The sequence below is a fragment of the Pantoea sp. XY16 genome (assembly GCF_025153065.1).
GTDB classification, from domain to species: Bacteria; Pseudomonadota; Gammaproteobacteria; order Enterobacterales; family Enterobacteriaceae; genus Pantoea; species Pantoea alfalfae.
Map to the genome: position 1 here is coordinate 559803 of NZ_JANZNP010000004.1, position 16452 is coordinate 576254.

13 protein-coding genes are annotated in these 16452 nt (G+C 54.3%); all 13 read right to left on the reverse strand.

What is annotated here, in order from left to right:
* Positions 1–30: 30 nt before the first annotated feature.
* Positions 31–1080, reverse strand: coding sequence for a chemotaxis response regulator protein-glutamate methylesterase (locus N1689_RS07320; RefSeq protein WP_150015331.1), 1050 nt, complete (start codon positions 1078–1080; stop codon positions 31–33).
* Positions 1080–1952 carry a protein-glutamate O-methyltransferase CheR gene (cheR, locus tag N1689_RS07325; protein WP_161733157.1) on the reverse strand — a complete coding sequence of 291 codons (873 nt, stop codon included), beginning with the start codon at positions 1950–1952 and terminating at the stop codon, positions 1080–1082. The genes N1689_RS07320 and cheR overlap by 1 nt, the downstream gene beginning before the upstream one ends.
* 80 nt (positions 1953–2032) lie before the next feature.
* Positions 2033–3709, reverse strand: a complete 1677-nt coding sequence (locus tag N1689_RS07330; protein ID WP_222925365.1) for a methyl-accepting chemotaxis protein — start codon at positions 3707–3709, stop codon at positions 2033–2035.
* Positions 3710–3814: 105 nt separating this feature from the next.
* On the reverse strand, positions 3815–5377 hold the full coding sequence (locus N1689_RS07335; RefSeq protein ID WP_222925364.1) for a methyl-accepting chemotaxis protein: 1563 nt from the start codon (positions 5375–5377) through the stop codon (positions 3815–3817).
* A 193-nt stretch (positions 5378–5570) separates the two neighbouring features.
* The gene (locus N1689_RS07340; protein WP_260058394.1) at positions 5571–7241 is read right to left on the reverse strand and encodes a methyl-accepting chemotaxis protein; all 1671 of its coding nucleotides are present in this window, start codon (positions 7239–7241) and stop codon (positions 5571–5573) included.
* A 165-nt stretch (positions 7242–7406) separates the two neighbouring features.
* Positions 7407–7904 carry a chemotaxis protein CheW gene (gene cheW / locus N1689_RS07345; RefSeq protein ID WP_150015287.1) on the reverse strand — a complete coding sequence of 166 codons (498 nt, stop codon included), beginning with the start codon at positions 7902–7904 and terminating at the stop codon, positions 7407–7409.
* 23 nt (positions 7905–7927) lie between these two features.
* Positions 7928–9910 (reverse strand): chemotaxis protein CheA, encoded by a 1983-nt coding sequence (gene cheA, locus N1689_RS07350; RefSeq protein WP_202604904.1) that lies wholly within the window; start codon positions 9908–9910, stop codon positions 7928–7930.
* Positions 9911–9921: 11 nt separating this feature from the next.
* Positions 9922–10863 (reverse strand): flagellar motor protein MotB, encoded by a 942-nt coding sequence (motB, locus tag N1689_RS07355; RefSeq protein WP_161733167.1) that lies wholly within the window; start codon positions 10861–10863, stop codon positions 9922–9924.
* Complete coding sequence (gene motA / locus N1689_RS07360) at positions 10860–11747, reverse strand: flagellar motor stator protein MotA (RefSeq protein ID WP_161733169.1); 888 nt, start codon at positions 11745–11747, stop codon at positions 10860–10862. The genes motB and motA overlap by 4 nt, the downstream gene beginning before the upstream one ends.
* A 132-nt stretch (positions 11748–11879) precedes the next feature.
* The gene (flhC, locus tag N1689_RS07365) at positions 11880–12458 is read right to left on the reverse strand and encodes a flagellar transcriptional regulator FlhC (RefSeq protein ID WP_033732951.1); all 579 of its coding nucleotides are present in this window, start codon (positions 12456–12458) and stop codon (positions 11880–11882) included.
* Positions 12455–12808 carry a flagellar transcriptional regulator FlhD gene (gene flhD / locus N1689_RS07370; RefSeq protein ID WP_161733171.1) on the reverse strand — a complete coding sequence of 118 codons (354 nt, stop codon included), beginning with the start codon at positions 12806–12808 and terminating at the stop codon, positions 12455–12457. The genes flhC and flhD overlap by 4 nt, the downstream gene beginning before the upstream one ends.
* Before the next feature lie 1018 nt (positions 12809–13826).
* Positions 13827–15263: an alpha,alpha-trehalose-phosphate synthase gene (gene otsA / locus N1689_RS07375; RefSeq protein WP_222925363.1), complete on the reverse strand. Its 1437-nt coding sequence runs from the start codon at positions 15261–15263 to the stop codon at positions 13827–13829.
* Complete coding sequence (gene otsB, locus N1689_RS07380; protein ID WP_161733175.1) at positions 15260–16048, reverse strand: trehalose-phosphatase; 789 nt, start codon at positions 16046–16048, stop codon at positions 15260–15262. The genes otsA and otsB overlap by 4 nt, the downstream gene beginning before the upstream one ends.
* Positions 16049–16452 lie beyond the last annotated feature (404 nt).

Sequence of the window (16452 nt, forward strand, 5' to 3'; positions counted from 1 at the left end):
TGAGTTGTCTCGCCCGGCGGGACGGGCCTGTTAAATACGCAATGCCTGTCCGGCGCTAATTTTCGCCAGCATGTGCTGGCTGATGTTGCTTAAATCCACGACTTCGCTCACGCCGCCTGTGGCGATGGCCTCACGCGGCATGCCAAATACCACACAGCTGGCTTCGTTCTGGGCGATAGTCCAGGCACCTGCCCGATGCATTTCCAGCATCCCGGCGGCACCATCATTGCCCATTCCGGTAAGGATGACCCCTACCGCATTTCGTCCGGCGTACGTTGCCACCGATTTAAACAGCACATCCACTGAGGGTTTGTGCCGGTTGACCGGTGGACCTTCATTCAGTTTCACCACATAGTTGGCACCACTTCGGGCCAGCTCCATGTGCATCGCGCCTGGCGCGATATAAGCGTGCCCCGGCAGAATACGCTCACCGTCTTCGGCCTCTTTCACCGTGATCTGACACAGCTTGTTCAGACGTTCGGCAAAAGAGCGGGTAAAGCCTGGCGGCATATGCTGGGTAATCAGCAGCGCCGGACTGGTGGCCGGTAACGGCTGCAGCACGTGACGAATCGCCTCGGTGCCGCCGGTAGAGGAGCCAATCGCAATCAGCTTCTCACTACTCAGCAGTGGCCCCGCTTTCAGCGTCGCGGGCACCGGCATCGCTGCACGGTTGTGCAGGCGGGCCCGGGCCGCCGCGCGGATTTTGTCGCCAATCATCTGGCTGTAGCCCAGCATGCCTTCGCGGATGCCGAGCTGGGGTTTGGTGACGAAATCCACCGCCCCCAGTTCCAGCGCACGCAGGGTGATTTCGGAGCCTTTTCCGGTCAGCGATGAAACCATCACCACCGGCATTGGCCGTAACCGCATCAGTTTTTCCAGGAAATCGAGGCCATCCATGCGCGGCATTTCCACATCCAGCGTCAGCACCTGCGGATTGAACTGCTTGATCAAATCGCGGGCGACCAGCGGATCGGGCGCCGTAGCGACCATCTCCATATCCGGATGGCTGTTGATGATCTCGGTCATCAACTGCCGCATCAGCGCAGAGTCATCTACGCACATCACGGTGATTTTGCTCATCATCTTTCCTTCGTCAGTCCATAGACGGTTTGTCCACGCAGCCAGAACTCTTTACTGATCTGACTAAAGTTTTCTGAGTGTCCGGCGAACAGGATGCCACCCGGCTTCAGCAGCGGCACAAACCGACGCAGAATCTTCTCCTGCGTCTCTTTATCGAAATAGATCATCACATTGCGACAGAAAATTGCGTCGAACTGACCCGGCAGCGCCCAGTCGTTGGCCAGCAGGTTAAGCTGTGCGTAGGTGACGAGGTTGGTCAGCTCAGGACGCGCCCGCACCATTCCGGCGTGTGGACCGGTGCCGCGCAGGAAGAAGCGCTGCATTTGCGCGGGTGACAGCGTGCGCAGCTCTTCCTGGCGATAAACACCCGATACCGCTTTTTCCAGTACCTGGGTATCAATATCGCTGGCATGAACCTGGAACTTGCCCGGTCCGGTACCCAGCGTTTCCGCCAGTGTCATCGCGATGGAATAAGGCTCTTCGCCGGTTGACGCCGCGGTACTCCAGACGCTGAAATTGCCCTGGCGCTTACGTGCATGCTCCGCCAGAATCGGGAAGTGATGCGCTTCGCGGAAGAACGCGGTCAGGTTGGTGGTCAGGGCGTTGATAAACGCCTGCCACTCGGCACTGTTCGGATCGGACTCCAGCAGCGCCAGGTAGCGACCGAAATCATCGATATTCAGCGTACGCAGGCGACGAACCAGGCGGTTGTAGACCATCTCACGCTTGTGATCGGCCAGTACGATACCGGCACGCTGATAGATCAGCTGGCTGATACGACGAAAATGCGTATCGGAGAGCGGTAAACGCTGCACCATCTGCGACAGCAGCGTTGTCGTCTCACTTTGATCTAAAATTGTCGATTTTTTCATCTCTGCACCTGGCCCGAACTGAATATATTATTTTTCTGCTGCGATGCCCGGCGGCTAAATGGCGGCCGGGCCACGGGCGATTAAAAGGTTTCCCAGTTGTCGTCGCTGCGTACCGCAGACGAACGACCAACGGCTAACGGTGCATCTGACTGGAGCGTTTTTGTCGCCGTTGTCTTGTTAACGGCCTGAGCGACAAATTCTTTACCAATATTGAACACTGATACCGCTTGTTTTAAGTGACTTGCCTGATCTTCGAGCGCTGCAGCTGCTGCCGCTGACTCTTCAACCAGTGAGGCGTTCTGCTGCGTGACGCGATCCATCTCGGTCACCGCAAGGCCCACCTGGTCAATGCCACGGCTCTGTTCGTCTGACGCAGAGGCGATCTCGCCCATGATGTCAGTGACGCGTGTGACCGCGCTGACGATGTTGCTCATGGTGTCACCGGCGCTCTCTACCAGCACCGAGCCGGTATTAACGCGGCTAACGGAATCTTCGATGAGACCTTTAATCTCTTTGGCGGCCTGGGCGCTGCGCTGCGCCAGACTGCGTACTTCACCCGCCACCACGGCAAAGCCGCGGCCCTGCTCACCGGCACGGGCTGCTTCAACCGCCGCATTCAGTGCCAGGATGTTGGTCTGGAAGGCGATGCCGTCGATCACACTGGTGATATCGGCAATTTTCTTAGAGCTGCCCGCAATCTCTTTCATGGTGGTGACCACGCCATCCACCACTTTGCCGCCCTGCTGTGCGGTTTCAGAGGCGGTCAGCGCCAGCTTCGACGCCTGACGGGCGTTTTCGGCATTCTGCTTCACGGTCGCGGTGAGCTGCTCCATGCTGGCAGCAGTCTGCTCCAGCGAGGCGGCCTGCTGTTCGGTACGCGAAGAGAGATCGTTATTGCCGATGGAGATTTCGCTGGCACCGGTATAGATGGCTTCCGAGCCGTCACGGACGGTGCGGACAGTGCGTGCCAGCTCCTGCTGCATATGCTGCAGTGACGTCAGTAACTCACCAATTTCGTTGCGTACGGTAATCTCAACCGGCTGAGTCAGATCGCCGCGTGCGATGTGCTGAATGTGCTCAATGCTCTGACGCAGAGGACGGATCAGCACCGAGCGCATGACGTTCCACACCAGGATAATCATCAGCAACGTCACGGCCAGCGTGGCGATGACGATAGTGATGGAGCGGCTGTAAGCCTGCTGGTTGGCTTCCACACCCTGCTGTGACAGTGCTTTGTTGTTCTCAAGCCAGGCACTGTAATCTTTCTGGAACTTGTCCTGGAAACTCTGCGTTGGCTGATCCACAAAGCCTTTGAAGTTGCCGGTGGTGAAGAACACCATCAGTTCTGCCAGCGCATCGTGATAGGCCTTGTAGTTCGCCTGCAACGCCAGAACGTTTTCAGCCGTTTTGCCCTGTTCTGACAGGTTATCGTTGAAAATCTGATAGTTGACTTCAGCCTGTTTCAGCTCCTCGCCCGCCAGTGCGACCAGCTCTTTTACGCTGGCGCCCGATCCCGACATCTGCGCATCCTGCAGAAAACGGATACCGGCGCGGTTAAGGGTATTGCGCGCCTGAACCAGCGAAACCCATGAGGTGCCCATCGCCTGTTGCAACGTATTCAGACGCTGGTTGTAGGCAAAATTCTCTTTATCTGAACTGACAGTTTTGAAAAACATTCCGCCGGAAAACAGCTGCAGCAGCGCAAACAGCGCCAGCACACTCAGCAGGCCGGAAACAACGCGCACTCGACTAAACATAAACACCTCATTGGTTGGCGATTCGTGTTTATTTATCGGCGGCGTCGGGGGGAACTTTATGCGTGGCAACGGCTTTAAACCGCCACCACGCTGAAAGGCAGAAAATCAGGCGCGGGAAATTTTGAAAACCGAGACAGCCTGGGTGAGGACGCTGGCCTGCTGCTCCAGTGCGGCAGCGGCAGCGGCAGACTCCTCCACCAGCGAGGCGTTCTGCTGGGTCACGCGATCCATTTCGGTGACGGCCAGACCGACCTGCTCAATACCGCGGCTCTGCTCGTCTGATGCAGAGGCGATCTCGCCCATGATATCGGTTACGCGGGTCACGGCACCCACAATCTCATTCATGGTGCTGCCGGCGCTTTCAACCTGCAGTGAACCGCTGTTAACGCGAGACACGGAGTCCTCGATCAGGCCTTTGATCTCTTTAGCGGCCTGAGCACTGCGCTGTGCAAGACTGCGCACTTCACCGGCCACTACCGCAAAACCGCGCCCCTGTTCCCCGGCACGCGCCGCTTCAACCGCGGCATTCAGCGCCAGGATGTTGGTCTGGAAGGCGATACCGTCGATCACGCTGATGATGTCTGCGATCTTCTTCGAGCTGCCCGCAATCTCTTTCATGGTCGTCACCACGCCGTTCACCACTTTGCCGCCCTGCTGCGCGGTTTCCGAGGCGGTCAGCGCCAGCTGCGAGGCCTGACGGGCGTTGTCAGCATTCTGCTTCACCGTGGCGGTGAGCTGCTCCATGCTGGCTGCAGTCTGCTCGAGTGAGGCGGCCTGCTCTTCGGTGCGGGCTGACAGGTCGTTGTTACCGGCGGCGATTTCACTGGCACCGGTAAAGATGGCATCAGAGCCGTCACGCACATTACCGACCGTCATCACCAGCGATTGCTGCATCTCCTGGATGCCGGCCGCCAGCTGGCTCATCTCATTGCGTCCTTCAACCACAATTGGCTGGGTCAAATCGCCGGAGGCGATAGCGCGAATCTGCGCCAGCAGCTGTTGCAGCGGCTGAATCAGAACCTGACGCAGGCCAAACCAGCACGTAATAATCACCGCGAGCACCGCAACGCCAATGATAGCCAGCAGCCACATCATCTGCTTAAAGGCTGTCTGATTCTGTTCCATACCTTTATCGGAGAGTTCGGTCTGACGCGCCCGCCATTGGTTGTAACTCTCCTGCATCGCCACCTGCTTCTGCTCAATATTCTGTTTAAACATTCCTTCCAGGTCACGCGCCTGTAAACTTTTCACCATCGCTTTCAGGCCGTTTTCGTAATTAGCGTAATCGGCTTCCAGCTTGTCGCCCATGGTTTCATCAAGGCCCGGCGTAGTTGGCAGATGGTAATAAATTTTAAAGTGGCGATCGGCTTCCGCCAGCTGCTTATTGGCTTTGGTGATCAGCTCATCAAGCTGACCGCCGTTCATCTGCGATGCCATGCTGGTCTGTAAGCGCAGCATGCCGCGGTTCAGCGTGGTACGGCTGTTATTTAATGAAATATAAGCGTCTGTCATCTCGGTGACATTGCGGTTAGAGACCTGTGACAGTGCAAAGGACTCTTTGTCTTTATTAAGCGCTGACCAGAAAAGGCTGCCAGCCACTAACTGGAGCGCGCCAAAGATAACCAGGACTGCGATTAAACTGGTCACCACTTTTATTTTTTTTAACATCTCGTTCCCCTGCAGGTTAATTTAGGTGCAGCGGCTATATCGGCGTGTTTATAGGATTAATTAACGCTTTTCAGCGCTTTCAGAAGAGAAGTGGCTTTTGTAATTAATTTTATTAGCAGGAGCTGCTGAGTTTGGCTTTAAGCAGAGGAATAAAGGGGGTGGCTGCGCATCCCACAGGATGCGCAGCTTTACATCAGAAGGTTTCCCAGTGCGTATCACTGACCGGGGCCGTCAGGGCTTTGCGCGGTGCCAGCGGCGCCGTGGCGGGCGCGGCAATCGGCAAATGCTTTGTCAGCGTCTGCCTGGCTTCACGTTTGATTTTAAAGACCGAGACTGACTGGCTTAACCGGCTGGCCTGATCTTCCAGCGAAGTGGCCGCTGCCGCGGACTCTTCCACCAGCGAGGCGTTCTGCTGGGTGACGCGATCCATCTCGGTGACGGCCTGCCCGACCTGATCGATACCGCGACTCTGCTCATCCGACGCCGAGGCGATTTCGCCCATGATGTCGGTGACGCGCGTGACCGCACTGACGATATCGCTCATGGTTTCCCCGGCGGTACCGACCAGTTGCGAACCCACGCTGACGCGGTTGACTGAATCGTCGATCAGTCCTTTGATCTCTTTGGCGGCCTGGGCGCTGCGCTGCGCCAGACTACGCACCTCGCCTGCGACCACCGCAAAACCGCGCCCCTGTTCACCGGCACGCGCCGCTTCAACGGCGGCGTTGAGCGCCAGAATATTCGTCTGGAACGCGATGCCATCAATCACGCTGGTGATGTCAGCAATCTTCTTCGAACTGCCGGCGATTTCGCTCATGGTTTTCACCACGCCAGCCACCACATTACCGCCTTTTTCTGCGGTTTCGGACGCGCTGAGTGCCAGCTGTGACGCCTGGCGGGCGTTCTCGGCGTTCTGTTTCACGGTGGCGGTGAGCTGCTCCATACTGGCCGCCGTCTGCTCCAGTGATGCCGCCTGTTGTTCGGTGCGGGCGGAAAGATCATTGTTTCCGGCAGAGATCTCACTGGCACCGGTGAAAATCGCATCCGATCCGTCACGCACATTGGTCACGGTGCGGACCAGCGACTGCTGCATTTCATGCAGGCTGGCGGCGAGTTGCGTCATCTCGTTACGCCCTTCCACCGCGATCGGCTGGGTTAAATCGCCCTGGGCAATATGCTGAATGTGATTAATGCTGTTGTTGAGTGGTGTCATCACGATTTTGCGCAGGCCAAACCAGCAGAGCACGATCACGGCGATCACAACGACCATAATGGCGGCAAGAATCCACATCATACGGCTGTAAGCGTTACTGTTCTCGGCCACGCCCAGCGTGGTCAGGCGACTCTGATCGGCGCGCCATTCGCGGTAAAGCGTCAGAAACGCACTCTGGCTCGGGGCCACCGGGGCTTTTGCGGCTGCGGCCATATCATTGACCTGCAGCGCACTCTGCAGGCTGTTCAGCGCGCCCGCATAATCACTGAAGCGCTGGTCAAGCTGATTGTTAAGCTGCTCATCCTGCCCTGGGGTATCTGGCGTCTCTTTGAACGTCTTGTAGAAACCCGCTGCAGCCTGCTGGAAACGCTGACTGTCCTCAAACAGCGAGGCGATATCGGCCGTTTTACCTTCCAGTTTACTGGTGGCGATACGCAGCTGAATGCGGGTCAGCAACACACGACTCTGGTTAAGGCTCATATAGGCGTCATTAAGCGCCTGGGTGTTTTGCATCGCCAGCTGCGACACGGCAAAGCTCTGCTTGTCGTGGCTTAATGCGGAGTAGAAAACAGAACCGGAGAAGGCCTGTAACAGCCCGAACACCAGCAACACCAGTAGCAGGCTGGTGACCACACGGATTTTCGTTAACATGAGTAACCCTGAAAAATGTAGGTAATTTAAAAGTGACAGTGAGATTATCGGCAGGTGACAGCAGGAAATTAGGGGGAAGTGCGGTTTTAAATATATGAATTCAAACGAAACCATTACATATTGTAACTATCACGGACCAGCCGAAGCCAGCCCGTGATGATGCAATTACGCGGTACGCAGGTTATCCACCAGCGCCATCTCGTCGCTGCTCAGCAGCTTCTCAATGTCGACCAGAATCAGCATGCGCTCGCCCAGCGCACCCAGACCAGTCAGGTACTCGGTAGACATGGTTACCGCGAACTCTGGTGAAGGACGGATCTGATCCTGGGTCAGTGACAGCACGTCAGAAACGCCATCGACCACGATACCGACCACGCGATTTTCCAGATTCAGCACGATGACCACGGTGTTGTCATTGTACTCAACGTCAGGCTGCGCAAACTTTACGCGCAGATCGATAATCGGCACGATTACGCCGCGCAGGTTCGTGACGCCGCGGATGAATTCAGGGGTATTCGCAATACGCGTTACCTGATCGTAACCGCGAATTTCCTGAACTTTGAGGATATCGATGCCGTACTCTTCGTCGCCCAGCGTGAAGACCAGAAACTCCTGACCCACAGTTTCGCCAGCAATTTTTGTCACGGTTGCCATTCCATTCATGTTATTTACCCTTTCGTTATCTGTCAGGCGGCAGCGCCGGCCACACGTTTTTCGCGGTTAAGTGACTGCAGTGCTGATACATCAACAATCAGCGCTACGCTACCATCGCCAAGAATGGTCGCGGCGGAGATGCCCGGCACTTTGCGATAGTTACTTTCCAGGTTCTTCACCACCACCTGATGCTGACCAATCAGCTGATCGACCAGCAGCGCGTAACGTTTGCCCGCGCTCTGCAGGATCACCACGATGCCCTGCGTGGCCTCGGTTTTGGCACCCTGTACATCAAAGACGTTCCACAACTCGACCAGTGGCAGATATTCACCACGCACTTCCAGCACGCACTCGCCTCCCGCCAGCGGTTTCAGCTCTTCGGCACGCGGTTGCAGTGATTCCATCACCGCATTCAGCGGCAGAATAAAGACTTCATCAGCCACGCGAACAGACATGCCATCAAGGATGGCCAGCGTCAGTGGCAGCAGGATACGAATAGTGGTGCCTTTGCCCTGCTTCGAGGCGATTTCAACGTGACCGCCCATCTCCTGAATATTTCGTTTCACCACGTCCATTCCGACGCCGCGTCCTGAAACATCCGTCACCTGCTCCGCCGTAGAGAAGCCCGGTGCGAAGATCAGCATGCCGACCTCTTCGTCGCTCATGTTCTCGTGAACCGGCAGGCCCGATGACAGGGCTTTAGCCAGAATACGTTCACGGTTCAGGCCGGCACCATCATCTGACACTTCGATACAGATGTTGCCGCCCTGGTGTTCCGCGGAAAGCGTCAGGTTACCCGTGGCCACTTTACCGGCCACCAGACGTTTCTCGGGGGTTTCGATACCGTGGTCAAGACTGTTACGCACCAGGTGCGTTAATGGATCGATGATACGCTCAATCAGGCTCTTATCGAGTTCGGTGGAACTGCCCAGCAGGGTCAGTTCGACCTCTTTGCCGAGTTTGCTCGCCAGGTCACGCACCAGACGCGGGAAGCGGCTGAAGACATATTCCATTGGCATCATACGAATCGACATCACCGATTCCTGCAGGTCGCGGGCGTTACGTTCCAGCTGCCCCATGCTGTTCAGCAGGTCGCCGTGCGCCACCGGGTCGAGTTCACCGGAACGCTGGGCAAGCATTGACTGGGTAATGACCAGTTCACCCACCAGGTTGATCAGCTGATCGACCTTCTCTACCGCAACACGGATGCTGGTCGATTCGCTCGACTTGGCCGGTGCCGCGACGCGCTTACTTTCACGCTTCACCGCTGCCACGGGCAGTTCGGTAACGCTGGCGGTGTGAACCTCTTCTGCCTCGGGTGCGGCGGCTACAACAGCAGCAACCGGCGCGGCAACGGCTTCGTCAGCCTCCGGGAAACGGATCTGCGCTTCGTCGATGACGAAGCAAAGCACCGCCACGATGTCATCTTTACCGACGCCATCAATGCAGACGTCCAGCGTGGTGCTGCCCTTCTGCACATTGGTCAGGGTGCCGAGATTGCTCATCTCTTCCAGCATCAGGTCGACTTCTTTCTCTTTGAGGTCGATCAGCTGTACCCGCAGGCCGCTGGTGCTGGCGGGTTCTGCGCTGGCAGTGGTTACCGTAGCCGGAACATCAACCGGCAGACCTTTGGCCTCGAGCGCCAGCTGGCGCAGCGCTTCACAGATATATTTGAAGCTCTCCGCGTTAGGCTCCTGCGCGGTTTTATAAGCATCGAGCTGTTCCTGCATAATATCTTTGGTTTCCAAAAACAGGTTGATGATGTCGGTGCTGAGCTGCATCTCGCCGCGACGAGCACCATCCAGAATGTTTTCCAGGATATGAGTCGTTTCCTGTAATACCGTAAAACCAAAGGTTCCGGCCCCACCCTTAATGGAGTGAGCGGCACGGAAGATGGCGTTAAGCTGTTCCGAATCTGGCTCCTGCGGGTCCAGGCCCAACAGGTGTTGTTCCATATCCGCTAACAGCTCATCGGCTTCATCAAAAAACGTCTGGTAAAAATCGCTGATGTCCATACTCACGGGAATCACCTCGGCTGTGAGGGGGCTGCTGTATTCACCGCGCTGCCTGGTGTTGCAGGTGCGGTAATCTGTTCAATGGCCGCCGGATCGCTGATCTGGACGGCATCACTTTCTGCGTTCTCTTTTTCTATTGCTGCTTCGGTGTCGTGGTTCAACACCAGCAGGCTGATGCGGCGATTAACTGCGTCGTTACCGCCACGATTTTTCAGGCGCATGGTGTCGGCCATACCTAACACCCGTAAAACTTTGCCGCTATCCAGGCCGCCCATCACCAGTTCCCGGCGTGAAGCGTTAGCGCGGTCGGTAGAGAGTTCCCAGTTGCTGTAGCCCTTGTCACCGCTGGCATACTGAAAATCATCGGTATGTCCGGCCAGGCTGATGCGGTTCGGAATATCGTTAAGGATCGGCGCGATGGCACGCAGAATATCGCGCATATACGGCTCCACCTCCGCCCGACCGGTTTTAAACATCGGGCGATTCTGGCTGTCGATAATCTGAATACGCAGCCCCTCTTCCACCATGTTGATGATCAGATGCGGCCGCAGCGCTTTCAGACGCGGATCCGCTTCAATCATCTGGTCGAGCTTTTCACGCAGCCGGTTAAGGCGAATCTCATCCAGCTTGCGTTTCTGGGCGTCCATATCGACGACTTTGTTCACTTCGCCAATCTTTTTGGTCGGATCGTCACCGCCGCCAGGGATCGGGCTATCGCTGTCGCTGCTGCGCGCGCCGCCGGTAATTGCGACTTTAAGCGGCGTTTTGAAGTAGTCCGCAATCTGCACCAGCTCCTGCGGGTTGGCGATCGACAGCAGCCACATCACCATAAAAAAGGCCATCATCGCCGTCATAAAGTCGGCGTAGGCAATCTTCCACGATCCGTGGCTGCCTTCATGGCCTTTATGTTTGCGCTTTTTGATCAGCACAATTGGGCGATTGCCGTGTTTCATGAAGCCTCGTCTGAAGTCTGTTTAGCCGGGTTCTTAGCGTTACGTACATGCTCTTCCAGTTCGCTGAACGATGGGCGCTCGGCGGAGTAGAGCGTCTTACGTCCAAACTCCACTGCAATCTGCGGCGCATATCCGTTCAGGCTCGACAGCAATGTCACCTTGATGCACTGCATCATCTTGGTGGTTTCTGCACATTTCTGACGCAGTACTGACGCCAGTGGAGAAACGAATCCGTAGGCCAGTAAAATGCCAAGGAAGGTTCCCACCATCGCATGGGCCACCAGCGCACCGAGTTCAGCAGCCGGACGGTCGGCTGAAGCCAGCGCATGGACCACGCCCATTACCGCGGCGACGATACCGAATGCCGGAAGACCATCGCCTACTGCAGAAATACTTTGCGCTGGTACGTCACACTCGTGTTCGTAAGTCTCAATCTCTTCATCCATCAACGCTTCGATTTCAAAGGCGTTCATGTTGCCGCTGACCATCAGGCGCAAATAGTCAGTAATAAAATCTACTAACTGTTTATCGGCAAGGATGCGGGGATAATTAGCAAAAATTTCACTCTGGCTGGGATCTTCAATATCGCGTTCCAGCGATAACATCCCCTGCTGACGCGACTTCGCCATCAGGCGATAAAGCAGCGCCATCAAATCCATGTAAACGGCTTTGTTGTATTTGGAGCCGCGAAATAACTTTGGCAGTGCCTTCAGCGTTTTTTTAATCGACTTGCCATTGTTACCGACTAAAAAAGCACCGGCACCGGCACCGCCGATCATTAATAATTCGGCTGGCTGATAAAGCGCGCCCAGATGGCCACCTACCAGCGCATATCCGCCCAACACGGAGCCTAAAACAATCAGGTAACCTATAATTATCAGCACAAAAAAATCCTTACGTCCGTAACGTGTTGGTGGAAATTTAGCCAGAGAGCAGCAGGTGTTATTCCTGAACCGCAAGCAAAAAAAAGCAGCGGTATTAACCGCTGCTGGATGGCTTCCACAATGCGAACAAACTTAAACGGCGTGTTTAACCTGTTCATCCAGCAGTTGTGGAAACATATCGGCAGGTTCTGCAGAAAGTTTACGTCTTTTTACGGCACGTGATGGCGGCTGGCACAGGCTGCAGGTAAAGCTCCCAACCGGCTGATGCGCATGATTAATAAAGCTGCCGTTGCAGCATTTGCAATCCGCCAGTTCCAGCATACCGCTATCAACGAATCGGACCAGGGTCCAGGCACGAGTCAGCGCCAACAGCGGGCCCTCGTCCGATTGAGGACACTGTTCAAGATACAGGCGGTAGGCTTTGATTACGGCATCTACACCGCTGCACAGGCCAGTTTTCAGTAAAAATTTCCAGGCGTTACAGAACATAGAAGCATGAATGTTCTGCTCCCATGTCATAAACCAGTCCGTGGAGAACGGCAGCATGCCTTTTGGCGGCGGACTGCCACGTAATTCTTTATAGAGCTTGATCAGACGACCACGGCTCAGCTGAGTTTCACTCTCTAACATCTGTAAGCGCGCACCTAAAGTGATGAGCTCCATAGCGAGCTGAATATCACGTGCTTCCTGAACGATACTTTTCTCACTCATGACATTGCTCTCTTTTTAGCAGGCGCTTCATCTTTAGACGCATTACGCAGTAAACGGCTCGATAATAAAATGCCGGTGTGGATTTGTTGTAAATCATCCACGCGTGATTCCTGCGTCAGGCGATTAATAGTGCTGCTATCGGTAAAACGGAAGTGGCAAACCAGCTGATTGGTTTCCGCCATTTTCACCATCTCAGGCAATGTTAATTCAGATAATGCGTTCGCCATCTTCTCGTCAATGCCGAGGCGAAACATTGCAGAAGCTTTATCCTGGTTAATTAAACGCTGCGCGAGCAGTAAATAAGACAAGTTGAGATCATAAATATGTTTCAGTACTTCAGAGTTGCCCATTATTTTTCCATCCTGAGAGATGCGACGTAACTGTATCGCAGATTAAAATCTGCGGTTCGAGCTGCTGTTTGTTAAATCAAAAGATGGCAAAAAAAACTTCACATAATTTTAATGTCACTGTTTTTCGCCTTCTATTTTCGCGGGTTTCAGACCCACTGAAGGTCGAAAATCCATGCCATTCTATTTTCAAGTTCCGGACATCTTCCGTGACGTCTTCTTACATTTTTTAGGACTATTCCGAAAACAACGCAAATCTATATCGTCTGATTTCGACATACAACGACAGCCGGATGAAATTTTAGATAAAGTGTGACGCAGATCACACTTTTAACGCAAATTTCTTCAGCAATCCTTTACGATTGCTTACTGACTGGTCGTTTTTTGAACAAAAAAGTGTGTTTTTAAGTCCAATTCGTCCTGAGAAAGGTTTAATAGGGGGTAAAAGCATCGCTATTCGTCGCTTTGCGCAGTCCGGAATGATTATCGGGTGTTAATCGTTTTAACACCCTATTTAGAACCACCTAAACGAAGGTTATCAGGATATTATGCTGGTAAGGTGGGAGGTTATTTGCTGTTAAATTAGTTACTTAAGGGGAGTGTCGCAGGGTGTGAGTAATGAAATCGTTAAGGCTTCTACGGCAGTAAGGGGGGATTCTGGCAACCTGGTGTTAACAGCGACAGCGGGACGTTCAGGCTCCGAAACCCAATGTAACAAGGGGTTACATAAGAAAGACGAATGAATTAACGGCAGGTTATGCGTTGGCACTATCACTATCGGCAGTCTGAAGAAGAACTTTAGCAAAGTAGCTAAAGAAAGCGGCAGGCAGTGGTATGACAGGGTTTTCGGGGGTCATTGCATAGATCCGGCCACACTCAGCCGCTACTGAGGTCATCGGCACAAAATCGCAACGCAGAGTCGTTAACAGATAGCGGGCGAGTTTTCTGTGAGCTGGGCTTAAAAAAAAGCAGCGATACCGTCATAGTATCGCTGCTTCCATTATTGCCCTAAAGGCTCAGGTCAGGCGAGTTTCGGGAAGGTCGCCACCTTATTAACGGTACTGTGGTCAACACTGCGTGGGTCAATGCGCTCCAGGTCCTTCAGGAAGCTCTCACGCCAGGCGGTAATGTCGTTTTTGCGCAGTACCGCCATCATATCGTTGTAGCGTGAAATCCTTTCGGTACGCGGCATGGTAATCGCCTTATCCAGCGCAGCGGCCACTTCATCGCGGTCATACGGGTTCACTATCAGCGCTGAGGTCAGTTCGTTGGCGGCGCCGGCAAAGCGCGACAACACCAGTACACCCGGATCGTCCGGGTCCTGCGCTGCGACATACTCTTTCGCGACCAGGTTCATGCCGTCACGCAGCGGCGTCACCAGCCCCACATCGGTCAGCCGGAAGATCTTCATCAGCAGACGACGGTCGAAATGCTGGTTGAGATAGTAGAGCGGGGTCCAGCCCAGCGTACCGTACTTACCGTTGATGCGCCCTGCTTCAGTCTCCAGCTGATGACGGATGTCCTGATAGGCCTGCACATCGCCACGTGAGGTGGGTGCGATCTGCGAATAGCGGATCTTACCGCGATGCTCCGGGAAGTTCTCCAGCAGCGCTTCATAAGCAAGAAAACGCTCAGGCAGACCTTTGGAATAGTCGAGACGTTCACAGGCAATAATGTTGCGTGCATCGCCCAGCTCTTTCTTCATAGCCGCCATTTTTGGCGGTAGCGGCCCTTCTGCCATCTCTTTAATACTGTCTGGCTCAATCCCGATGGGATAAACCTCAGTCATAAAGGTGTTGCCAAACGCGCGATGCTTTTTGTCGCCTTTATTCTGTAGCTGCGTAAGCTGACTGACGCTGTCCAGGAACGCCACCCGATCGGATTCAGTCTGGAAGCCCAGCAGGTCATATTCACACAGCATTTCCAGCAGCTCTTTGTGCGGAGGCAATGCGTTGAAGATTTCAGGCGTCGGGAATGGAATATGCAGGAAGAAACCGATGCGGTTATTAATACCGGCCCGACGCAGTGCGGCGGCAAAAGGTAAAAAGTGATAATCGTGGATCCAGACAATATCATCAGGCTTGATCAGCGGTTTTAAACGCTGCGCCACCGAATCATTGACGTCGCAATACCCTTCCCACGCTTCACGCTGGAACTGTACCAGGTCGAGGCGGTAATGGAAGGCGGGCCAGATAACTGTATTAGAGAACTGGCAATAATAGAGATCGTAATCGTTCTGACTCAGCGGGAACGAGGCATACTCGATACCCTCATGCTCCTGAACCTTAACGTCTTCAACGTCTTCGCCTGTGAACTCGCTGATTTCACCGTTCCAGCCAAACCACATTCCACCGGTGCTTTTCAATGCATCGAGAATGCCGACGGCCAGGCCACCAGCGCTGGTTTTAGACCCATCTGGCATGGCGACACGGTTAGATACAACCACTAAACGACTCATAACCTAAACTCCTTACCGACGTTGTCTTGATCTAATAGTAATAATGTTTTTTCCAGCCAGCCGTAAACGTCATCGACATCGTTGAGTCGATAATTGGCCTGGCTTGCCCCTTCGCCGACTTTAACTGAGACGCCCTGCCGTTCATTAACGGCCAGAAAGCCCTTCTCATCCGTCAGATCGTCGCCAATAAAGACTGGCGTACGCCCGGCAAAAGGGGGCTGCTGCATAAAGTCGCTGATTGCCGCGCCTTTATCGATGCCTGCAGGTTTAATCTCAACGACACATTTCCCTGGCTGAAGCGCCAGTCCCGGGAAACGCTTCACTGACTGTTCAGCCAGTCGCAACACATCCTGCTCATGCTGCATCGCCTGGCGGTAATGAAGTGCAAAGGCCATGCCTTTCACCTCAAGCTGAGTGCCAGGCCAGCAAGCCATCGCATCCTGCAATTCCTTCCTGAGATTTTGTTCAACCTCAACAGGCAGGCTGATGCGCTGCACATTACCCTCTGCATCACGACGCTCAGCACCATGCACGCCCGCCGCCGGGCCGTGCCACGGCGCAGCCAGCGCATCCAGTTGTTCGATGGGTCTGCCGGAGACCAGCGCCAGTGCGCCCTGAGAAAGCGCAGAGAGCTGTTGAAGTTGTGCGATGACCTGCTCAGGAATAAATACCGCTTCGGGACGGGACTGTATCGCTGCCAGCGTGCCGTCGACATCAAAAAAGAAGGCGTACTGCCCGCTGCTTAATGTCGGGTACCTGGCATAGGTGTCTGCCGCTTGGGTCACGTTACTTCTCCTGAAAATCAAATTTAATAAAACATTGAGTTAAAACAAGAATGTCCTGACGCAGTCAGGTCAGCAAGCGGGAAATTCTGATAAAGCGGTGATTGAGGGGTAAAACGCGGTGATTGGATAGGTCACTCTCCTCAAACTTGCAAGCGCATTGCTGACAATACTGGCTAACTGAGAACATCTTCACAATAAGTGTAGTCATTAACAGGGGTTATGCCAGAAATATGCACTTTTCATGCCAGCCGCTGCGGTTAAGTCAGCAGAAAAGCGCCATTCACATCTGTTCCTTTTTTAATAATCGTAGCGGTATCGGTCCGCATCAGGCTGGAGTGATGCTCTTTACTCACCCGGAACAAATGACATTCTTCAAAGCTTAAGTTTCTTAAGGTATTCCTAAT